This window comes from Rhodococcus globerulus NBRC 14531 (assembly GCF_001894805.1).
GTDB classification, from domain to species: domain Bacteria; phylum Actinomycetota; class Actinomycetes; order Mycobacteriales; family Mycobacteriaceae; genus Rhodococcus_F; species Rhodococcus_F globerula.
In genome coordinates, this window is sequence record NZ_BCWX01000001.1 from 972081 (window position 1) to 993943 (window position 21863).

Genomic DNA, 21863 nt, shown 5'->3' on the forward strand with positions numbered 1-21863 from the left:
GAATTCATGGGTGCCGCAGTTTCGGTGAAAGACCTGGTCAAGACGTTCGGACCAACCCGAGCGTTGGACGGCTTGGATCTCGAGGTTTCCGAAGGCGAGATTCACGGATTTCTCGGGCCGAACGGTTCAGGCAAGTCGACCACCATTCGGGTACTGCTCGGCCTGCTGCGTTCGGATTCCGGCGAAGCAACGGTCCTCGGCGGCGATCCGTGGCGTGATTCCGTCGCCCTGCATCGGCGTCTGGCATACGTGCCGGGCGAGGTGAATCTGTGGCCGAATTTGACCGGAGGTGAGGCCATCGACCTACTCGCCGGCCTGCGAGGCGGGATCGATGTGTCTACGCGCGCAGAGTTACTCGATCGTTTCGAACTCGATCCCAGAAAGAAGGCGAGAACATACTCGAAAGGCAACCGGCAGAAAGTGGCACTCGTTGCCGCGTTCGCTTCGGACGTCGAACTCTATGTTCTCGACGAACCGACGTCCGGTCTCGATCCGTTGATGGAGGCGGTTTTCCAGGACTGCGTTCACGAGTTGGCCCATGCCGGGAAGACGGTTTTGCTGTCGAGCCACATTCTGGCAGAGGTGGAAGCGCTGTGCGATCGTGTCAGCATCATCCGTGAAGGGCAAACGGTGGAGTCCGGAACGCTGTCGGAACTGCGGCATCTGACCCGTACATCGGTATCGGTCACGACGCGCACACCGGTCGCCGGACTCGACGCCTTCGAGGGCACGTACGACGTGCTCGTCGATGGTGATCACGCGAAGTGTGAGGTCGACAGTGTTCGGCTCGGCGCACTGATGGAACACCTTGTCGGCTTCGGGATCGTGGCGCTGACGTCCACACCGCCAACTCTCGAAGAACTGTTCCTTCGTCATTACGGGGACGAACGAGCGAAGGAGAGTTCGGAGCATCTGCGAGCGGAATCGGGGGCGCGGCCGTGACTGCCACGATCAGCCCGGTCGACGTTCACCAAGGTACCCAGTTCACCGGTACATCACGGTTGGTTCGGCTTGCCTTGCGACGCGATCGAATTCAGCTCCCGGTCTGGCTGATTTCGCTGACCGTGTTTCTGATTTTTGTCGCTGCCAGCGTGGGTGGACTGTACAGCACTCCGGAGGAATTGCGTTCCGTTGCAGTCGGATCCGCAGTCTCACCCGTGGCGTTGGCCACCAACGGCATCGTGTCGGGATACTCCGAGGGTGCGATTGTTGCCAGCCAGGGCGTTCTGGTGTTTGCGTTGGCAGCGGCATTGATGAGCACGCTGGCGGTGGTGCGCCACACTCGGCAGAACGAGGAGACCGGGCGCGCCGAGATGATCGGTGCGGCGGTTGTCGGTAGGCGTGCGCTACTGACGTCGGCACTTGTTGTCACGATCGGTGCGAATATCGTTCTGGCTCTTGCCAGTGCAATCGGTCTGGTGGCCATCGGGCTTCCGGCGGACGGCTCGCTGGCGCTGGGAGCGGCGATCGGCGGCACCGGTATCGCGTTTGCCGGCGTTGCGGCTGTTGCGGCTCAAATCACGGACGGTGCCCGCACGGCCAACGGTATCGCGGGCGCGGCCATCGGAATTGCGTTCATGCTACGGGCGATCGGCGACGTCGACAGCACCGTTGTCGACGACGGTACCCGCGTGGTCAGTGGGTGGATGTCGTGGCTCTCGCCGATCGGGTGGGCGCAGCAGATACGACCGTACGACGACAACGCCTGGTGGATACTGCTGCTGCTCTTCGGTTTTGCCGTAGTTCACATCGGGATTGCCTTTGTGCTCATCGGTCATCGTGACCAGGGAGCGGGACTGGTCCAGCCGAGGCCGGGGCCACCGGTTGCGGCGCGCTGGTTGCCGTCGGCGTGGGGTCTGGCGTGGCGCATGCAGAGAGTGACGATGTTCTGGTGGCTATTCTCGGTAGTCATTCTCGGATTCTCGTACGGGGCAGTCGGAAACGAGATCGACCAGTTGGTGGGTTCGTCGCAGCAGACTGCTGACCTTTTCGAGCAGCTCGGTGGGGGATCAGCCGCATTGGTCGATTCCTACCTGGCGACCGCGTTGGGTTTTCTGTCGATAGTCATTGCGGCATATGCGGTTCAGAGCATTCTCCGCATGCATGGCGAAGAATCCTCGGGAAGGTTGGAACCGCTGTTGTCCACGGCACTTCCGCGCTGGAAGTGGATGCTTTCGCACGTAAGCACCGTTGTCGGCGGGGTGGTGCTCGCGCACATTCTTGCGGGTGTGTTCACCGGGTTCGCGTTCGGTCTGGTTACCGACGATATCGCGGGCAACACTGTGCGGATGGCAGGCGCGGCGCTGGCCTATCTGCCGGCAGTGCTGGTCGTTCTTGCAGTCGTGGCTTTGGTTTTCGGACTGTTTCCGGCGATTGCGTCGTCGCTGTCCTGGGGTATTTTTGCGGCCTGCATCGTTCTCGGGCAATTCGGCGTGCTGTTCAAGCTTCCCCAAGTAGTCCTGGACCTTTCACCGTTCACTCACGTTCCCACCGCACCCGCCGAAGCCGTGACCGCTTTGCCGCTGGTTGTGTTGACCGCTCTGGCACTAGCTCTCGGTGCGTCGGCGATTGCTGCGTTTGCACGCCGAGACATCCGAATGTAGCGGCTCGGTCACGATGTCGGTCGACAGTGGAGATACGCGTCTGTGACAACCTGGAACATGCGATTACCCTGCGCATCAACCAATTCGGCGGTTGTAGTCACCAGTCCACGCGAGCGCTTGTCGAGTACTACGTCGTCAACGGTGAGCGTGCCGCTCAAGGTGTCGCCGGGACGGAGTGGGCGCAGGAACTGTACGTCGCGCATGGACTTGCCGGCAATGACGTTCCATCGGTCGTAAATGCTTGCGACCACAAGTTTCTGACAAATTGCCAAAGTGTGTACTCCGCTGCCGATCAAGCCGCCGAACACGCCGGATTCGGCGGCCTCTTTGTCGGTGTGGAACCACTGAGGGTCCCATTGCGTCGCAAAGTCGACAATTTCCTGCTCCGAGACCGTGTATGAACTCAACTCCATGATCTGGCCGATCCGAAGATCTTCGGCGTAGACCGAGCGATGGTGAAGGGCGGCAGAATCGTTCATGTTCTTCTGGATCTCCTGCGGGTAGGCCTGTACTCGGAACATACGCCACCTACCGAGCCACTAGAATCGGCAGATGGTCAACGACAAGCACCTCGATCCAAACGCACTGGTAGGGGAGTGGAACTTCGAACGAAGGATCGTCGACCGCCGTGCAGAAGTCACAAAACGCGTCACAGGAACAACCACCATCGAAGATGCCGGTGACGGCCGACTGCGCTGGTACGAAAGCGGGACATTGTTCGACGGCGACCTGGAGTTGCCGGTTTTCCGCACTCTGTTCATCGAGCAGCATGACGGCGAGTGGGCAGTCACCTTCGAGGACGGTCGAGAGTTTCACGACTGGGCACCGGGAGACGACGTCGAGCATCTGTGCGGCGCAGATACATACCGGGGCCGCATCGACATCGATGTCGAGGAAGCCACAACTGATTCGCAGGCTGCGTGGTCGGTCGAGTGGACGGTGACCGGGCCGAGCAAGGACTACACGATGACGACGCACCTCGCGAGATCGTCGTAAATGACGCGCGACGCACGCATGGCGGCTGTAGATTCCGGGTCATGACTGAACCGGTGAAAGGCCCAGCGTCATATTTTCCGTCGATCGAGAAGAAATACGGACGACCGATCAGCGAGTGGCAGGAGCTGATTCGCAGTTCCGACCTGACAAAGCACATGGAACTGGTCACCTGGCTGAAGTCCGAGCACGGGCTGGGGCACGGACATGCCAATGCTCTAGTGGCGCATACCCTGAAGGAAGATGCCGGCTAGCACTTACCGCGCATCGAGTATCAGCCATCCACCGTGATGTTCGAACACCTCGAACGCCGCGCCGGTTTTCTCGCCAACGGCGCGCAGTGATTCGAGGTCGAAGGTCCGGATGTGCCCGTGGCATGCAGTTGCCTCGTCCTCGAACGGGACGGCGATGACAACACGCTCTCGGGCGATCCGCAGGGCCTGCGCGATCACCTTCTCTCCCACGGCATTGTCGACATGTTCGAGCAGATGAATTGCCGTGACGGTATCCGCACTCTTGTCGGGTGTTGGTACCTCACCGGCGTCGCAGATCAGTGTGTTGATCGTGATACCCAGTTCTGGGGCAACCGCGTCGAGCAGGATCATGGTTCCGGGCAGGATATCCGTCGCAGTGACGTCCATTCCGGCGCCGGCGAGGCGCAACGGCAGGAATCCGAAACACGACCCGAGGTCGAGGACGGAGCCGCGCACGAGTTCGTGTGCTTTCTCGTGGATGGGCGCAAAATCGGCGCTGCCGTCCAGGAGTTCGCGCAGTGAGTTCCGGTAGTAGGTGGTCCATGATTCGAGGGCTCCGTCGACGGTGGAGCGAACCAGTCCCACCATCGTGAGTTCGAATTCGTCCTGCCCGAAGTCGGCGTCCTGGATCGAGGCGGTCACGCCCGCGACGAGCCGTTCGCTGAGGTCGTCCTCAGTCAGGGAATGCCGCACCAGAAGTGTGCCGTCACTGCGATCGAGAGTGAGGGGACCTGACGCCACCCGCTCGACCGTGACGTGGCCGAACGACCATCGCCCGGGCGCCGAGGGCGCAAGTGAATCCATGACCGGTGCGGCGGGTGCTGACATGGTGGGCCTTCCTCAGATGCTGATACCGGTGCGCAAGGACTGCGTTCCGGTTCGCAGAAGTTCGGGTAGTTCCAGTGCGTCGTCGGTGAGCCACTGTTCGTAGGCGGCCATCGCGACACCGAGCAGAAGGTAGCCCACAGTCCGCGGACCGTGATCGGTCGGTTCGAGGTTCATTCGCTTGGCAGCGTACTCGGCGACAACCTGGCGCCAGCCTTCGTACATCACCACCGAGTATGCCTGAAGCGTGGGCACGGTGAGGATGAGTTCCATCCGGTTACGGTGCACAGCAGTCTCTTCCGGGGGAAACGTGTTGAACGTCAGTAGTGCGGATTCGAGGGCGTCGACAAGCGGCATGTCCTCGGGCAGCGAATTGAAGTGTTCACGCATCTGAGCCAGATGACCGTCGAAGTCGCCCCATGGCACAGCGTTCTTGGACGGAAAGTAGCGGAAGAACGTCCGGCGAGCGATTCCGGCAGCGTCGGCGATCTGATCGACACTGACCTCGTTGAAGCCGAGCGTGGAAAAGAGTTCGATGCCGACCGTACTGATCCCCTCCCTGGTAGTGGAGGGGCGACGACCTATCCGAGCGGACGGGTTTTTGCGGCTTCGCATACTTTTTCTGCTCCCAGTCTGTCATTCTGCACTCGATGCCATTACAGTGGTGAACCGAGTCACAGTGAAGTCCCACTCGTGACCACAGATTCAGGAGGAATCCATGTCCGATCGTGACAATAAGGCACTCGACAACGACCTCATCGAAGAATCGCTGGTCGAAGAGGTTTCGATCGACGGCATGTGCGGCGTGTACTGACCGTGCCTGCTTTGAATCTCGATGCGGGGTGGAAACTCCACCCGCAGGTAGCGCTTCGCCCCGAACCTTTCGGGGCGTTGCTCTACCACTTCGGAACGCGCAAGCTCTCGTTCCTGAAGAACACGACCATCGTTGCGGTGGTCAAGGCGTTGCCAGACCATCCTGATGTCCGGTCCGCACTGCGTGCGCAAGGCATCGAAGATGACGCGGCTCCCCAATATGCCCGCGCGCTGAGCACTCTCGCCGACTCGCACATGATTGTGCCTGTCTGAGTCGCTCGCACGCTCCCACGTGCGGAACAGCCCTCTGCACGTTCGCCCGCTTCATTTCTTTGCGAGGACACAGCCATGACCTCAGTTCTTGAACATCCCTCCACGCCGGCACCGGTGGGTCGCCTCGTCGATCAGTTCGAACTCGGACTCGACGCCCCCATCTGCCTGACGTGGGAACTCACCTACGCCTGCAACCTGTCCTGCGTGCACTGCCTGTCGTCGTCAGGTCGCCGCGACCCCAACGAGCTGAGCACCGAGCAGTGCAAGGCCATCATCGACGAGCTGCAGCGTATGCAGGTTTTCTACGTCAACATCGGTGGCGGCGAGCCGACAGTGCGCTCCGATTTCTGGGAGCTCGTCGACTACGCGACGGACCACCAGGTCGGCGTGAAGTTCTCCACCAACGGCGTGAAGATCGACAAGAAGGTTGCTGCGCGGCTTGCGGCGAGTGACTACGTCGACGTGCAGATTTCCATCGACGGTGCCACAGCTGAGGTCAATGATGCTGTGCGCGGGCCTGGTTCGTTCGCGATGGCCGAGCGTGCGCTTGCCAACCTGAAGGAAGCCGGCTTCAAGGACGCCAAGATCTCCGTAGTCGTCACGCGGCACAACGTCAGCCAGCTCGACGAGTTCAAGGCTCTCGCGGACAAGTACGACGCGACCCTGCGCATCACTCGCCTGCGTCCTTCTGGCCGCGGCGCCGACGTGTGGGATGATCTGCATCCGCGTCCCGAGCAGCAGCGTGAGCTCTACAACTGGCTGGTCGCCAACGGTGAGGGCGTCCTGACGGGCGACTCCTTCTTCCATCTCTCTGCGTTCGGCGATGCACTGCCCGGTTTGAACCTGTGCGGCGCGGGTCGAGTTGTGTGCCTGATCGACCCGGTCGGTGACGTCTACGCATGCCCGTTCGCGATTCACGATCAGTTCCTCGCCGGCAACATCGTGAAAGACGGTGGCTTCCAGCATGTCTGGCAGCACTCGGACCTGTTCCAGGAACTGCGTTCGCCGCAGACCGGTGGCGCGTGCAGCAAGTGCAACCACTACGACTCCTGCCGCGGCGGCTGCATGGCAGCCAAGTTCTTCACCGGCCTGCCGATGGACGGACCCGATCCCGAATGCGTCATCGGAAACGGTGAAATGGCGTTGGCCGGCGCGGGAGAGATCCCCAAGTCCAGCGTCGACCACTCACGATCCGGTCAACGTAAGACCCCGCGCGCATCGGTGCCCTTGACACTGATGATGCGTCCCCCCGCCAAGATTTGTGACGAAAACCCGCTAGCGGGAATGTAAGTAGCTTTCCGGGCTACTTGCGATACGAGAGGTTTGATTGATGGCAAAGAACGCATTCTTCGAGACCGTCGCTGAAGCACAGCGACGTGCGCAGAAGAGGCTGCCCAAGTCCGTGTATGCGGCGCTGGTGGCCGGATCCGAAAAGGGTCTGACCGTCGACGACAATGTCGCGGCATACAGCGAACTGGGTTTCGCTCCGCATGCGGCCGGATTGCCGAACGAGCGGAACATGGCCACCACCATTATGGGGCAGGACATTTCGCTTCCGGTGATGATCTCGCCGACCGGTGTGCAGGCAGTGCACCCCGACGGTGAGGTGGCGGTTGCACGGGCCGCTGCGGCGCGGGGAACGGCCATCGGTCTGAGTTCTTTTGCCAGCAAGTCCATCGAAGAGGTCGCTGCGGCCAACCCGCAGGTGTTCTTCCAGATGTACTGGGTCGGTAGCCGCGACGTGCTCCTACAGCGTATGGAGCGCGCTCGCGCTGCCGGCGCCAAGGGCCTGATCATCACCACCGACTGGTCCTTCTCGTACGGCCGCGACTGGGGCAGCCCGGCCATCCCCGAGAAGATGGACCTCAAGGCGATGTTCCAGTTCGCGCCCGAAGGCATCATGCGCCCGAAATGGTTGTTGGAGTACGCCAAGACCGGCAAGATCCCGGACCTGACAACACCCAACCTTGCGGCTCCCGGTCAGCCGGCACCGACGTTCTTCGGCGCGTACGGCGAATGGATGCAGACTCCGCTCCCGACGTGGGAAGACATCGCCTGGCTGCGTGAGCAGTGGGGTGGCCCGTTCATGCTCAAGGGCATCATGCGTATCGACGACGCCAAGCGTGCAGTCGACGCCGGTGTCTCCGCGATCTCCGTCTCCAACCACGGTGGCAACAACCTCGACGGCACCCCGGCGCCGATCCGTGTGCTTCCGGGTATCGCCGAAGCTGTGGGCGATCAGGTGGAAGTTGTTCTCGACGGCGGCATCCGACGCGGCGGCGACGTCGTCAAGGCTCTTGCGCTCGGCGCCAAGGCAGTCATGCTCGGCCGCGCGTACCTGTGGGGCCTCTCGGCAAACGGCCAGGCCGGTGTCGAGAACGTACTCGACCTCATGCGTATGGGCATCGACTCGGGCCTCATGGGTCTCGGCCATTCGTCCATCACCGAGCTCAGCAAGGATGACCTGGTCATTCCGGAAGGCTTCACCCGCACGCTGGGCGCGAGCTGAACCTCTGGCTCTGATCGAGCTGTGAGTTGAGCCTTCACGAACACACAACCCTGGCCGGACACCTTGTCCGGTCCAGGGTTGTTTTCGGTCCGCACGAGACCAATCTTGCTGTGGGAAGAGTTTTCTCGGATCGGCACCGCGCGTACTACCAGCGCCGCGCCGAGGGCGGAGCCGGGATCGTAGTCACCGAAACGGCGTCGGTTCTGGAGAACGACTGGCCATACGAGCGTGCGCCGCTGGCATCTCGGTGTGGGCCGGGTTGGCGAGCGATCTCATCGGCATGCGCGCCGCACGGCACCCTGGTCCTCGCGAGCCTGGGGCACACCGGGATTCAGGGATCGAGCGCCTACTCGCAGTCGGTTCTGTGGGGGCCGTCGAGGGTCGCTGATCCGGTGACACGCGAGTTGCCGATGATGATGGAACAGAACGACATCGATGCTGTGGTCGAGGGTTTCCGTACCTCGGCAGCGCTTGCCGTGGACTCGGGGATGGACGGGATCGAGATAGATGCCGGCCCGCGAAGCATTCTGCGGCAGTTCCTTTCGGGGTTGACCAATACGCGCGCGGACAGGTACGGACGTGATCGGCTGAGGCTGCTGCGGGAAGTCCTGCACGCAGTTCGCGGCTCTGTCGGTGCGAACCGTGTGGTTTCCCTGCGGTTGTCGTGCGACGAGCAGGCGCCATGGGCGGGTGTCACGCCGGAGCTCGCGGTCGGGTATGCCAGTGAGCTGGAGCGGTATCTCGATCTGCTGGTTGTGGTGCGCGGCGGTCTCTACTCGACCGCGGGGTATCGCCCGGACTTTCACGCAGAACCGAACTTCAATCGTGAACTGTGCCGAACCGTCAAGGCCGCAGTTTCGATTCCGGTTGTGTTGCAGGGGAGCGTCGTCGACATCGCGGACGCCCATGACGTGCTCGAGCATGTGGATTTTGTGGAAATGACCCGAGCGCAGATCGCCGACCCGGATCTGGTGGTGAAGTCAGCCCGCGGAGATCAGCCACGTCCGTGCGTTCTGTGCAATCAAACGTGCCTTGTGCGCGATCCGCGTAATCCGGTGGTGACGTGCGTCGGAAATCCGAGTGCAGGATTCGAGACGATCGATCCTGATGAGCGCGAGCAGGATTCGATTACCGGCCCGGTGCTTGTGGTCGGGGGCGGACCTGCGGGATTGGAAGCTGCACGAATCCTGGCCGGGCGCGGCGCTGCCGTCACCGTTGCCGAACAATCGTCACGGTTCGGCGGGATGATCCGAACCTTTGCGCAGGGGAAGGGGCGCAGTCGATTTTCCTTGCTTGCACAGTGGCTCGAAGACGAATGCCGTCGCAGCGGCGTCACCATGCTGACCGAGCACACAGTCAGCCCACCGGAGATCGACGACGCACGAGGCCATGGAGGCGTGGTGATCGCGTCGGGCAGCATTTCCAGGCCGCCGACGTACTCCGTGGACACATCCGTGCTCTGGATGGACGCGGCGCAGGCGCAGAGGCTTGGCGGCGATTCGATCAAAGGCCCTGTTGTTCTTGTGGATCCGTTGGGTGGGCCGATAGGTGTTGCAGTTGCAGAGGAATTGGCACTGTGTGGACTCGAGGTCTCGATCGTCACACCTGACACAATCGTCGGTTCCCGGTTGGGAATGAGCGGCGACCTTGTCGGAGCGAACACCAGACTTCAGCAGGCTGGGGTGAACCGAGTGTGTTCCTCGCGGGTACGTGCGGTTGTCGACGGCTGCGTGCGTATCGAGAACGTCTACACGGATGTCGCTGCAGGAATCCGGTGCGCGACCGTGATCGACTGCTCGCCTCGATTGCCTGACAGTTCCCTGCACTGTCCGGCAGGCGATTATTCGGTGTGGGCCGGCGTCGGCGACACGATTGCTCCGAGAACTGTTCTCGAATCCATCCACGAAGGGCGCCGCGCAGGGTTTACTACTGGAACAGGTTTCAATTCCGTGGAGAGGATCGATTCATGACCCAGGTACGTTCACTCGAAGGCCGTGTTGCATTCATTACGGGCGCGGCGCGTGGTCAGGGCCGCTCACACGCAATTCGCTTGGCCAGGGAGGGTGCGTCGATCATTGCGATCGACGTCTGCAGTGCGGTTGCCGAGCACAACACCTACGACGCGGCAACCTCGGAAGATTTCACTGAGACCGTCCGCCTGGTCGAAGCCGAGGGCGGCAAGATCCTCGCGCGTGAGGCTGACGTTCGAGACAGTGCCGCGCTCGCCGCTGTGGTGAAGGACGGTGTCGAGCAGTTCGGTCGACTGGACATCGTGGTGGCCAATGCGGGCGTCTGCAACTGGAATCGATTCTGGGAGATGTCGGACGAGCAGTGGGAAACCCTCATCGACATCAACCTCACCGGTGTGTGGAAAACGCTCAAAGCGGCGGTGCCGTCCATCATCGAGGGTGGCCGCGGTGGTTCGATCGTCGTGATCAGTTCGGTCGCCGGACTCAAGGCGATGCCCGGTCAGGCGCACTACGGAAGCGCAAAGTTCGGTTTGGTCGGTCTCACTCAGGCGGCGGCAAAGGAACTGGGGGAGTACAGGATCCGCGTCAACTCCATCCATCCGTACGGGGTCAATACCCCGATGGGTGTTGATCAGGGCGCTCTCGCCGTGTTCCAGAACTACCCGCAATACCTCCCGAACTTCACTCCCATTCTCACGGAGACGGCTTTTGCCGAGCCCGACGAGATCTCCGATACCGTCGTGTGGTTGGCCGGTGACGGTTCACGCACCGTGACGGCAAGCCACATCGCTCTTGATCAAGGTAACTCCAAGGTCTGATGACGTCATATCCTCGTCTCTTCGAGCCGCTGCGCCTGCGCGATTTCACCCTGCGTAATCGGGTGGTGTTCTCTGCGCACCTGACCAACTATGCAGAGAACGGGTTGCCGACGGCGCAGCATGCCGCGTATTACGAGGCGAGGGCGCGAGGTGGCGCCGGGTTGATCATCAGTGAGGAACATTCGACTCATCCGTCGGATCGACCGTACGAGAAGATGATCGCCGGATACAGGCCCGATGTGGTCGAGGGCTATCGCCGGATCACCGATGCCGTGCACGCGCACGGGTCGGTGATCCTCGCTCAGATCAATCACAATGGAGGACAGGGCGCCGGAACGTATTCGAGGCTCCCGCTCTGGGCGCCCAGTGTTATAGCCGATCCACTGTTCCGGGAAGTCCCCAAGGCTGTTGACGACGGCGATATAGCGGAGATCCTCGACGGTTTTTCGCTGGTCGCGCGGAACTGTATCTCCGGCGGGTTCGACGGCGTCGAATTGCAGGCGTCGCAGTCGTCGATTGTCCGAGCATTTCTGGCGCGGTCGACAAACCAGCGAACGGATCGGTACGGCGGTGCTACTGAGAACCGTGCCCAGTTCCTCCTGGAAGTGTTGCGAGTTCTTCGCCGCGCCATCGGCCCTGATCGAATTCTCGGAGTTCGTCTGAGCGGTTACGAAGGAACCAGCGGTGGTATCGAGTTGCCTGACGCGGTCCTGACTGCGCAGCTGGTGGAAGCCGACGGTCAGGTCGACTACATCAACACCGCTATCGGCATGGCCACAGAGACTTTGCATTTGATCGAGGCATCGATGGCGGTGCCGAAAGGTTACGCGAACTTCATTCCATCGGCGATCAAGGAAGTGGTGTCACTTCCCGTGATCGGTGTCGGCCGATTCAAGTCACCGGAACAGGCTGAGCAGGCGTTGGACGAAGGTCTGTGCGATCTAGTGGGGGTAGTGCGCGGCCAGATCGCAGACCCGGATTTTGTGAACAAGGCACGCGCAGGCCAGCCCTCGCAGGTGCGAACCTGCCTGTCCTGCAACCAGGAATGCGTCGGACGGATGGGGCTCAACCGTTGGTTGGGTTGCACGGAGAACCCGCGGGCCGGACGAGAGTCCGTTGCTTTACCCCGGCCGCGGTTGCAGGGCCGCAGCGTAGTTGTTGTCGGCGGCGGGCCGGCTGGTCTGCAGGCAGCGGCTACCGCCGCGCAGCGTGGGCATCGGGTGACGCTGTTCGAGCGCGACGCCGTTCTTGGTGGGCAGATCCGTACTGCCTGCGTGATGCCTGCTCGCCGGGAACTGGGTGATCTGATCCGAAACCTCGAATCCGAATGCCGCAGAGACGGAGTCGCCATCGAACTCGATACTGAAGTGACAGCGGAGAGGCTGATCGAGTTGGCCCCGGATGTGGTGGTGGTGGCGACGGGAGCAAAGCCAGTGCGCCCGGTGTGGGCGGGCGACCTGCGCAGAGTTGTGGGTGTTCGCGACGTGCTCGACGGGAAGGTGCTGCCGAGCGGTTCCGTATTGGTGTTTGACGAACTGGGATTCCACCAGGGCGCGTCGGTGGCGGAGTTCCTCGCAGATCGCGGGTGCGCCGTCACGATCGCTACCAACGGGATGGTTGTGGCCCAAGATTTGAGTATCACTTTGGATTTCGAAGGCTGGAACCGTCGGGCGCATGAGAAGTCGATAGTTCAGCGTACGGATCTGATGGTGACCGCGGTGCACGGCGAAGGTCCAGTGAGTGTCGAACTGGTGCACCATCCGACAGGAGTGTCCGAGTCTGTTGCTGCGGACTGGGTGGTGTTTGCGACGCAGCAGGAGCCGGTGGATGAACTGTGGAATGGGCTGCGTGGCAGTTCCTTCGAGGTCTACCGAATTGGTGATGCTCTGTCGCCGAGGCGTTCGCACAGTGCCGTCATTGAAGGTCACAGGGTTGCAGTGAGCCTCTAAGCGCACGCAGGCGTGTGCACCGGGGCGTGTTTGATCCCCGGTGCACACGGTGGTTTTTCAGGCCGCTGTCGGCGGTGTGTTCCCGGGAACGGGAACTTGATACGGATCCACGGACATCGGTGGATAGAACCGGGTCTTTCGATCGTCTCCGATGTCTACACGCCATTCGGTGTGATGCATCATCCGATGGTGGTGACCGCACAGCAAGATCAGGTTGTCGAGGTCCGTTGGGCCGTCATCGAGCCAGTGAATCAGATGATGGGCATCGCACCAGCCCGGTGGGGTGCCACAACCGGGGAAGGCACATCCGCCGTCCCGAACCGTCAGGGCCCGCCGCTGCGGGACACTGGCAAGGCGTGCCTTCATGCCGTGATTGAGGGGAACACCGTTGCTATCGAGGAGGATTCGGGTGACCTCGCAGTCGCAGGCCAGCATTCGGGCGGTGTCGAGGCTGATGGGGCCGGCCCAGTTGGTGATCGCATACCCGAGTTCCTCGGTGGAGGGCAGCATGTCTTTGAGGGCCTGAAGATCGGTCATGTCTTTTGCGGTGGCGGTGATCGTCAGGTGCGGTTTCACGCCGCCTTCGACGGGACCGAGACCCGCGGCTTCGTAGCGGCGCAGCATTTCGCAGAATCCGTCGGCGCGTCGAAGTGCCGGGGTGCGTTCGTCTTTCACACCGTCCTTCTCCGGTGTGGGCGCCGAGAGGGCGGACAGTAGTGCGATGAGACGGGCACCGTTGACGGCGTCGAGGTCACCTTTCACGCTGACTCGCCCGTACAAACCGCGGGAGGCGTAGAACTCGTTGAGCTCGGAGTCTTCACCGGCTGGCACTCCGTCGGCACGGTTGCCGTACTGCTTCTGGATCCGCCGTATAGCCGCGCGGACGGAATCGCAGTCGGTGACCTTTTTCGAGGCGAGGGCCAGGAGGATCTCGCGGGCTTTCTCGACGTCGGCGAGGCTCATGTTCTTGGGCGGGTGCTGGCAGAAGTGGGCAACCTGACGCGCTTTCAACGCGTCGATGTCACCGTCGTGAAAGGTTTGTCCGACAACAGGTTCGAGCATGAACAACCGCGCCAGGCCCACCAACTGACTGCATTCACCGATCTCGAGATTGGTGGACAGGTGCAGCCACTGCGCGATAGCGCGGAATCCTTTGCCGCCGAGGGTGTCGCGGGTGAACATTTCCGTGATCATCACAACCATGCGGGACTGCATCTCGTGCCGGGCGCGAGCGAGTCCTAGAACCTCGGTCTTGAGGCCCTCGCCGTCGTATTGCCACGCTTCCCGACTGTCCATGGGCCAATTCTAATCGAACAGGATTTCGATTCCGAGGGACATATCGGACAGGTTCCCGTCAATATTCTCTCGAGACATGTTGACTTGCAATAATATTCGATACATTGATACAAATCGGCCATGTGTGCTGCCCATGCGCGAACGGCCGACGAATATGATCTCATCATGACCGAAACCCGTGAACTGTCCGCTATCCCGAGCCCAGGGCTCGAGGGGTCTGCGCACACCGTCGTGGTTCCGGTCGGTTCTTTCGAGCAGCATGGCCCGCACTTGCCGCTGGACACCGATACCCGAATTGCGAGAGCGGTGTCGAACGAGCTTCCTGGCGTCGTGGTTGCCCCGGCCCTCGAGTACGGAGCGAGCGGGGAGCACGAGGGTTTTGCCGGGACGATTTCCATCGGCGCCGAGGTCATGGAAATGGTGGTTGTCGAGTACGGACGGTCGGCATTCCGGTGGGCGAAGAGGGTGCTGTTTGTCAACGGTCATGGTGGAAACGGTCCGGCGTTGGCAAAGGCTGTGGCGCTGTTGCGATACGAAGGCCGGGATGCAGCTTGGGTGCCTTGTGCGGTTCCGGGGGCGGACGCCCATGCGGGCAAGACAGAAACCAGCCTCTTACTGCACCTTTCGCCGGAATGTGTGGATATGAACCTGGCGGAGGTAGGAAATATTTCTCCTATCTCAGACCTGATGCCAGGATTGCGTTCGGGCGGTATGGTCGCTGTGTCGGATAACGGTGTTCTGGGTGATCCAGTTCAGGCAAGTGCCGTGGACGGCGCGCACATTTTCGACGAGTTGGTGCAACGTGTGACGGATGGACTGGCCCGGTGGAGTCCGGGCCCGGATGGGAGGCTTCGGTGATGGTTGTTACCGATGGGGGGCGGGCGATCTACCCGAACCGATTCGCGGTGTTTTCCCTGACGATCGCCTGATGCGACCCGCACGACTCCCCGACGGCTTCGGCATTCGGTTGGATCCCAAAGTTCGCACGTACTCGGGTGGCCGCGTGCTCATCGGCGGTTCGCCTACGCGCATGCTCAAACTGGCTCCGACAGCAGCGGCGATGATCGGCGACGGCTTCCTCGAGGTTGTCGACCACCAGAGCGCCGCGGTGGCGCGCCATTTGCTCGATTCGGGCGTCGCGAATCCTCGGCCCATGTCGACGCCGTCGGCGGCTGACGTCACTGTCGTGATTCCGGTCAAGGACAACGTTGCCGGCATCGAGCGGTTGTTGCCGGTGCTCAAGGATCTGGCGGTGATCGTTGTCGACGACGGGTCCGACGTTCCTCTCGATCCGCGGCGGGACTACCCGGGTACGGGAACTGTCACTGTTGTCCGGCACGAGTACGCGCGTGGTCCCTCGTCGGCCCGTAATACGGGATTGCGTTCGGCACAAACATGTTTCGTGGCGTTCCTCGACTCCGACGTCATTCCGCGAGCAGGCTGGCTCGAGCTGATGCTAGGGCACTTCAGTGATCCTGGTGTGGCGCTGGTAGCGCCGCGAATTGTGGCCCTCGATCCTTACGGGACGTCACTGGCTCGGTATGAAAGTATGCGTTCCTCCCTGGATCTCGGGCGGAAGGAAGCCGCCGTCAAGTCCGGCAGTCCGGTGTCGTACGTACCCAGTGCGGCCATGATCGTGCGGCGCGACGTGGCTCTGGACTGCGAGGGATTCGACGAAAACCTCGAGGTGGCCGAGGACGTCGATTTCTGTTGGCGCCTGCAGTCAGCCGGTTGGAGACTGCGCTACGAACCGGTTGCCAATGTCGCCCATGACCATCGGGTTCAGTTCGGCAAATGGTTCAGCAGACGAGCTTTCTACGGAACCGGCGCTGCGCCGTTGGCTGCACGCCATCCGGGTTCGGTGCCGCCCATGGCGATGTCGGTCTCGACGCTGTTCGCGTGTGTTGCGGCAGCAACGCTCACCAAGTCGGGGTTGGCCGGAGCGCTCGGCGCTTTGCTGTTCACCGTGTTCCGGTTGCGGAAGATGTTCACTGGTCTGACGCAGCCGACGCGCATCGCGGCGATTCTCACTGCCCAAGGATTTGTGGGCGGGTTCTGGCAATTGGCGTCGGCGATGTGCCGTCACTATTGGCCGGTGACGCTGTTGGCGGTGATCAGCTCACGCAAGATCCGGCGATTGGCGATTGCCGCGGCCGTCAGTGAAGGGCTGGTGGACTGGTATCGGCACCGCGAGCCAGGTGGTTTGGGTCCGGTTCGGTACGTGTTGTTCAAACGGGCCGACGACGTCGCGTACGGATTCGGCCTGTGGCGTGGTGCGATCGAGGCGCGCGACCTGGCGGCATTGAAGCCCCGAATCACCAAGTGAGCGTTCCGGATCGCGCAGACTTCGTGGTGGTCGGTGGCGGCACCACGGGCTGTGTGGTCGCGGCGAGACTCAGCGAGGACCCGGCCGCGCAGGTGCTTCTTCTCGAGGCAGGAAGTGGATATCGTTCGACGGTTGATCTTCCGGGTGTCCTCGATGATCCGTATTTGCTCCCGGTGGGACCGGCTAGTGAACACACCTGGACGTATCCGGTCGAATTGACGCCAAGTCGACGTGCCACCGTCTCGCGTGGGCGAACTCTCGGTGGGAGCGGCGCGGTAAATGGTGCGTACTTCGCGAGGGCCACGCGCACAGATTTTGACCTCTGGCCCGATTCCTGGAGTTACGAGAAGGTGCTGCCGTACTTCCGGAAGTCGGAGACCGATCACGATTTCGGCGGGCCGTATCACGGTGACAATGGTCCAATTCCGGTGCGTCGGCGCCAACTCGACGACATGCATCCATTCAGCAGTCGGTTCCATGACGCGGCACTTGCAGCGGGTTTCCCCGAGGACGCCGACAAGAATGCGCCGGATTCGAACGGCGTCGGCCCGGTCCCGTTGAATATCTCGGACCATCGTCGTATCAGTACTGCGGTCGGCTACCTGTTGCCGGCGATGGGGCGTCGTAATCTCACCGTCGATGTCGGTGTCACCGTGCTGCGGATCGTGTTCTCCGGGACGCGGGCGGTGGGCGTCGATGTCCTCGACGGCACAGCGTTGCGGCGCATCCGCGGGCGCCACATCGTGGTGTGCTCCGGCGCGGTTGCGACGCCGCTCCTGCTCCTCACTTCCGGCGTCGGATCGGCTGATCAGCTTGTGGCTCATGATGTTCCGGTGGTGGTCGACCTTCCGGGCGTGGGGCAGGGTTTTGTCGATCACCCGGAAGTGCTGCTGCCTTACCGGTATTCGGTTCCGGAGGCATTGCGGCCGCAGACCCCGGTGCTGGAAATGGCTCTGAACGACGCGGACCTCGAAATACGTCCGTACACAGCGTCGTTCACAGATTTGGTACCCGGAATTCCGCAGATGGATCATGGGATCGGAGTGGTGCTGATGGCTCCGCGCAGCCGCGGAACCGTCGAGCTCGATCCGAAGGCGCCCGGTGGATCGCCGCGGATTCGATACAACTATGTCGACTCAGCGCACGATCGTCGAGTCCTCCGGCGGGGAATACAGATCGCGGAGGACCTGCTCGAAACCATTGCGAAGACCGGGATGATCCGGCGGCCCGAGATCGAATATTCGGACGAGTGGATCGAATCGCGGTTGGGCACGTCGCTGCACATGTCGGGAAGTTGCGTCATGGGTTCGGAGTTCGATCCGGATGCGGTTGTCAACGATCGATGCAGTGTCCTCGGCGTCGAGGCACTCAGTATTGTCGACACATCGATCATGCCGGTGATTCCCACTCGCGGTCCCCATGCAACTGCGGTGATGCTGGCTGAACGAGCAAGTGAACTGGTGCGTGACGCTGCGCGGGCGTGAAGAGCAACCGACCATCTTCACCATTGTGATGTGATCGGCACTACAGTGGCAGGGGAGCGGAGGAACGCAGAATATGGCACGTGAACAGGCTGTGTACGGCAACCCGTGGGTAGCAGTGCGGCCCGGAGATGACGTAGCGGTGCTGGCACGTCGACTGTCGAGTGCCCATCAATCCTTTATCGATGCCCACGACGGGGCTGCAATAGCGGACGATTCGCGCGTGCGGTCCGTTGTGCTCGAATCCTGGATGCGTAGTCGAAACAAGGGCGTCGATCCTGACGTCGTCGGTGCTCCGGAGATGCTCGAGGGGCTGGATCTCGAGAGTTATCGCTCGTCCCATCCCATGTCTCTCATCCGGCCGGTGGTTCGAAAACTGCTGGTAGAGGATGCAGCGGATACAGGCCTGCTGATCGCGATCAGCGACGCACACGGTCGGTTGCTCTGGGTGGAGGGCGACAGTGCCGCCAAGGACCGGGCACTGTCGATGAATTTTGTCGAAGGCGCCGACTGGAGTGAAGACCGCGTCGGCACCAATGCTCCGGGGACGGCACTCGCGCTCGATCATTCGGTACAGATTTTCGGTTCGGAGCATTTCAACCGCACCGTGCACGACTGGAGTTGTTCGGCCGCGCCTGTCCACGACCCCACGACCGGACAGATTCTCGGCGCCATCGACATCACCGGTGGACCTCGGGTTGCCGTCCCGGAAGTGTTGTCGTTGATTCGTGCGACGGTGGCCGCCGCCGAATCGGAACTGCGGTTCCACCTGCTCAACTCGCCGATCCCGCTCACTGCCTCAGCTCCGAGGCTGGAGACGTTCGGCGGCGGACGACCGACTCTCGTACGTGGCGGTGAGCGGATTCCGGTCTCACAACGTCACGCCGAGATCCTGCTTCTGCTCGCGGAACATCCGGAAGGGCTCAGCGCCGATCACCTTGCGGTTCTCCTCGACGAAGGTGAATTGGACGGTGTCACTGTTCGCGCCGAGATGTCTCGCCTTCGTAAGGTTTTCGGCGCCGATCGGTTGGCGTCGAGGCCCTATCGCATCATTACCGAGTTCGCCACCGACGTCGACGACGTCCGCAAGGCTCTGGATCGCGGTGACGCAGCGACGGCCTTGCGCTTGTATTCCGGCCCGGTCCTGAGTGGATCCACCGCTCCGGGCATCGACGCCATCCGGGACGAACTGCGCACTCGGGTTCAGGCCGCGCTTCTTCGCGGCGGCGACGCCAACCTTCTCGCCAAGTGGACCACGTCGGTCCATGGCCGGGAGGATTCGGTCGTCTGGGAGGCGTATCTGTCGACACTCGACCCGAAATCTGCACTGTATTCGCAGGTCAAGGCAAAAATCGACCTGCTGGACCGGCAACTCGGACTCTGAGGAACGGGCACATTGCACCGACCGAACGGGCGCATTGCACCGACGCAACGTAGTTGCAACGTTGCAACTCCTAGTGTTGTGAATCACACCCCGCCGGGGGGTGGGACTGCAGTCACCGATCTCGGGACTGTGCCCAGGAAGATCACGTTTACATAGGAGCTTGCAATGACCGTGTACGCCCGCCCAGGTACCGCCGACGCGATCATGTCCTTCCAGTCTCGATACGACAACTGGATCGGCAACGAATGGGTTGCTCCGGTCAAGGGTCAGTACTTCGAGAATCCGACGCCGGTGACCGGACAGAACTTCTGCGACGTGGCACGTTCCACCGCGGAAGACATCGAGCTCGCTCTCGACGCAGCACACGCGGCGGCACCGGCCTGGGGCAAGACCTCTGTTGCCGAGCGCGCAATCATCTTGAACAAGATCGCCGATCGCATGGAGGAGAACCTCGAATCCATCGCGCTTGCCGAGTCCTGGGACAACGGCAAGCCGATTCGTGAAACCCTCAACGCGGACATCCCGCTTGCCATCGACCACTTCCGCTACTTCGCGGGAGCGATTCGCGCACAGGAAGGTTCGCTCTCGGAGATCAACTCCGACACCGTGGCGTACCACTTCCACGAGCCGCTCGGTGTAGTCGGTCAGATCATTCCGTGGAACTTCCCGATCCTCATGGCCGTGTGGAAGCTGGCTCCCGCACTTGCTGCCGGAAATGCCATCGTCCTCAAGCCTGCCGAGCAGACGCCCGTCTCGATCCTGCACCTCATCGGCATCATCGGTGACCTGCTGCCTGCCGGTGTTCTCAACATCGTCAACGGATTCGGCGTCGAGGCCGGCAAGCCGCTCGCATCGAGCCCGCGCATCAAGAAGATCGCGTTCACCGGTGAAACCACCACCGGACGCCTGATCATGCAGTACGCGTCGCAGAACCTGATCCCGGTCACCCTCGAACTCGGTGGCAAGAGCCCCAACATCTTCTTCTCCGACGTGCTCGCCGCTAACGACGACTACCAGGACAAGGCGCTTGAAGGCTTCACGATGTTCGCGCTCAACCAAGGCGAGGTATGCACGTGCCCGTCGCGTTCGTTGATCCAGGAAGATATTTTCGACGACTTCCTCGCAATGGCTGCCATCCGCACCAAGGCTGTGCGCCAAGGTGATCCGCTCGATACCGACACCATGATCGGCGCGCAGGCCAGCAACGATCAGCTCGAGAAGATCCTGTCCTACATCGAGATCGGCAAGGCCGAAGGCGCCAAGGTCATCACCGGCGGCGAGCGGGCTCAACTGGGCGGCGACCTCTCCGGCGGCTACTACGTGCAGCCGACGGTCTTCACCGGCAACAACAAGATGCGCATCTTCCAGGAAGAGATCTTCGGCCCGGTCGTATCCGTCACGTCCTTCAAGGATTACGACGAGGCCATCGAACTTGCCAACGACACCCTCTACGGTCTCGGCGCCGGCGTCTGGTCGCGTGATGGTGGAGTTGCCTACCGTGCGGGCCGTGACATCCAGGCCGGCCGAGTGTGGACCAACACGTACCACCAGTACCCGGCACATGCCGCCTTCGGTGGATACAAGCAGTCCGGTATCGGTCGCGAGAACCACCTGATGATGCTCTCGCACTACCAGCAGACCAAGAACCTCCTGGTCAGCTACGCGCAGAAGGCTCAGGGATTCTTCTGATCCTCGCTTCGCGCACCAGGTAAAGACAACACGAGAATACGAACACACGGAGGCTGGAATGGACGCTACTGATGTCACCGCAACTGATGACACGGCAGGCGTCGTTCCACCCCGTCTCGTGACTACCGCTGGGGCGGCTGATCTTCTGCGCCGCCTCAGCGGAAACCACGGCGAACTGATGATGCACCAATCCGGTGGATGCTGCGACGGCAGCGCACCGATGTGTTATCCCGCAGGCGAATTCATCGTCGGTGACCGTGACGTACTGCTCGGCGTCATCGATCTGCGGCTTGGGGTCGGTGAGGTTCCGGTCGACCTGCCCGCGGGTACGGACGCCGTTCAGGTCTGGATTTCCGGATCCCAATTCGAAGCGTGGAAGCATACCCAGCTGGTTCTGGACGTTGTGCCCGGTCGTGGCAGCGGTTTCAGTCTGGAGTCTCCTGAAGGATTCCGATTCCTCAGTCGAGCACGGGCTTTCACGCAGCAAGAGAACGATGCGCTCAACTCGTCCGCGATCTTGGTCGGCGCGCAGTGGGAGGCCGGGGTGCGTCCCCTTCCGCCAACAGTCCCTCAGGTTGTGGCCGAAGCGGTGGACGCTTGCCCGGTTCCGGGCATGGCCGGCCGAGCCTGAGCGTTTTACGGTCCCGTCATCGCCGCGGCGATTGCTAGTTACTTCTCAC

General features: G+C 61.8%; 21 protein-coding genes. 17 read left to right on the forward strand and 4 right to left on the reverse strand.

Going from position 1 to position 21863, the window contains the following annotated elements; translation table 11 throughout:
* The first annotated feature begins 6 nt into the window (after nt 1-6).
* Together RG2_RS04365 and RG2_RS04370 are read left to right on the forward strand one after the other, a co-directional pair.
* Nucleotides 7-942 carry an ABC transporter ATP-binding protein gene (locus RG2_RS04365; RefSeq protein WP_033236405.1) on the forward strand — a complete coding sequence of 312 codons (936 nt, stop codon included), beginning with the start codon at nt 7-9 and terminating at the stop codon, nt 940-942.
* Nucleotides 939-2603: an ABC transporter permease gene (locus tag RG2_RS04370; RefSeq protein ID WP_045070899.1), complete on the forward strand. Its 1665-nt coding sequence runs from the start codon at nt 939-941 to the stop codon at nt 2601-2603. Before RG2_RS04365 ends, RG2_RS04370 begins: the two co-directional genes overlap by 4 nt.
* Nucleotides 2604-2611: 8 nt before the next feature.
* Here the strand turns inward: RG2_RS04370 and RG2_RS04375 are convergent, their stop codons facing one another.
* Nucleotides 2612-3082, reverse strand: a complete 471-nt coding sequence (locus RG2_RS04375) for a MaoC/PaaZ C-terminal domain-containing protein (RefSeq protein ID WP_033236484.1) — start codon at nt 3080-3082, stop codon at nt 2612-2614.
* A 73-nt stretch (nt 3083-3155) separates the two neighbouring features.
* Between RG2_RS04375 and RG2_RS04380 the strand changes: the two genes are divergently transcribed.
* Nucleotides 3156-3599, forward strand: coding sequence for a DUF6314 family protein (locus RG2_RS04380; RefSeq protein ID WP_033236404.1), 444 nt, complete (start codon nt 3156-3158; stop codon nt 3597-3599).
* 41 nt (nt 3600-3640) lie between these two features.
* Nucleotides 3641-3850 carry a DUF4287 domain-containing protein gene (locus tag RG2_RS04385; RefSeq protein ID WP_033236403.1) on the forward strand — a complete coding sequence of 70 codons (210 nt, stop codon included), beginning with the start codon at nt 3641-3643 and terminating at the stop codon, nt 3848-3850.
* Nucleotides 3851-3853: 3 nt separating this feature from the next.
* Here RG2_RS04385 and mftM read toward each other — a convergent pair whose 3' ends face one another.
* Nucleotides 3854-4678 (reverse strand): mycofactocin oligosaccharide methyltransferase MftM, encoded by an 825-nt coding sequence (mftM, locus tag RG2_RS04390; RefSeq protein WP_033236402.1) that lies wholly within the window; start codon nt 4676-4678, stop codon nt 3854-3856.
* A gap of 12 nt (nt 4679-4690) precedes the next feature.
* Nucleotides 4691-5290 (reverse strand): mycofactocin system transcriptional regulator MftR, encoded by a 600-nt coding sequence (gene mftR, locus RG2_RS04395; RefSeq protein ID WP_033236401.1) that lies wholly within the window; start codon nt 5288-5290, stop codon nt 4691-4693.
* Nucleotides 5291-5393: 103 nt separating this feature from the next.
* Here mftR and mftA point away from each other — a divergent pair, with 103 nt between their 5' ends.
* The 7 genes from mftA (at nt 5394) to RG2_RS04430 (ending at nt 13007) form a co-directional block, all read left to right on the forward strand.
* Entirely contained in the window at nt 5394-5489 is a 96-nt protein-coding gene (mftA, locus tag RG2_RS04400; protein WP_072782308.1) for a mycofactocin precursor MftA, read from the forward strand.
* Entirely contained in the window at nt 5474-5761 is a 288-nt protein-coding gene (mftB, locus tag RG2_RS04405; protein WP_033236400.1) for a mycofactocin biosynthesis chaperone MftB, read from the forward strand. The genes mftA and mftB overlap by 16 nt, the downstream gene beginning before the upstream one ends.
* 75 nt (nt 5762-5836) lie before the next feature.
* A complete protein-coding gene (gene mftC, locus RG2_RS04410) occupies nt 5837-7051 on the forward strand; it encodes a mycofactocin radical SAM maturase (protein ID WP_033236399.1) in 1215 nt (404 codons plus the stop codon).
* A 40-nt stretch (nt 7052-7091) separates the two neighbouring features.
* Nucleotides 7092-8270, forward strand: a complete 1179-nt coding sequence (gene mftD / locus RG2_RS04415) for a pre-mycofactocin synthase MftD (RefSeq protein WP_033236398.1) — start codon at nt 7092-7094, stop codon at nt 8268-8270.
* 26 nt (nt 8271-8296) lie between these two features.
* Nucleotides 8297-10240 carry a mycofactocin system FadH/OYE family oxidoreductase 1 gene (locus tag RG2_RS04420; protein ID WP_033236397.1) on the forward strand — a complete coding sequence of 648 codons (1944 nt, stop codon included), beginning with the start codon at nt 8297-8299 and terminating at the stop codon, nt 10238-10240.
* Complete coding sequence (locus RG2_RS04425; RefSeq protein ID WP_033236396.1) at nt 10237-11058, forward strand: mycofactocin-coupled SDR family oxidoreductase; 822 nt, start codon at nt 10237-10239, stop codon at nt 11056-11058. Before RG2_RS04420 ends, RG2_RS04425 begins: the two co-directional genes overlap by 4 nt.
* Nucleotides 11058-13007, forward strand: a complete 1950-nt coding sequence (locus RG2_RS04430; RefSeq protein ID WP_033236395.1) for a mycofactocin system FadH/OYE family oxidoreductase 2 — start codon at nt 11058-11060, stop codon at nt 13005-13007. Before RG2_RS04425 ends, RG2_RS04430 begins: the two co-directional genes overlap by 1 nt.
* Before the next feature lie 57 nt (nt 13008-13064).
* Here the strand turns inward: RG2_RS04430 and RG2_RS04435 are convergent, their stop codons facing one another.
* A complete protein-coding gene (locus RG2_RS04435; protein ID WP_072782310.1) occupies nt 13065-14303 on the reverse strand; it encodes an HNH endonuclease signature motif containing protein in 1239 nt (412 codons plus the stop codon).
* A 165-nt stretch (nt 14304-14468) separates the two neighbouring features.
* On the opposite strand from RG2_RS04435, the gene mftE reads away from it, so the two are divergent.
* From mftE to RG2_RS04465, 6 genes are all read left to right on the forward strand, one after another.
* A complete protein-coding gene (gene mftE, locus RG2_RS04440; protein ID WP_033236972.1) occupies nt 14469-15161 on the forward strand; it encodes a mycofactocin biosynthesis peptidyl-dipeptidase MftE in 693 nt (230 codons plus the stop codon).
* A 70-nt stretch (nt 15162-15231) separates the two neighbouring features.
* On the forward strand, nt 15232-16629 hold the full coding sequence (gene mftF / locus RG2_RS04445; protein WP_033236971.1) for a mycofactocin biosynthesis glycosyltransferase MftF: 1398 nt from the start codon (nt 15232-15234) through the stop codon (nt 16627-16629).
* Nucleotides 16626-18113, forward strand: a complete 1488-nt coding sequence (gene mftG / locus RG2_RS04450; RefSeq protein ID WP_033236963.1) for a mycofactocin dehydrogenase MftG — start codon at nt 16626-16628, stop codon at nt 18111-18113. Before mftF ends, mftG begins: the two co-directional genes overlap by 4 nt.
* Before the next feature lie 73 nt (nt 18114-18186).
* Nucleotides 18187-19494 carry a sigma-54-dependent transcriptional regulator family protein gene (locus tag RG2_RS04455; protein WP_033236962.1) on the forward strand — a complete coding sequence of 436 codons (1308 nt, stop codon included), beginning with the start codon at nt 18187-18189 and terminating at the stop codon, nt 19492-19494.
* Between the two features lie 165 nt (nt 19495-19659).
* The gene (gene adh / locus RG2_RS04460; RefSeq protein WP_033236961.1) at nt 19660-21183 is read left to right on the forward strand and encodes an aldehyde dehydrogenase; all 1524 of its coding nucleotides are present in this window, start codon (nt 19660-19662) and stop codon (nt 21181-21183) included.
* A gap of 58 nt (nt 21184-21241) precedes the next feature.
* On the forward strand, nt 21242-21814 hold the full coding sequence (locus RG2_RS04465; protein ID WP_033236960.1) for a DUF779 domain-containing protein: 573 nt from the start codon (nt 21242-21244) through the stop codon (nt 21812-21814).
* Nucleotides 21815-21863: the final 49 nt, after the last annotated feature.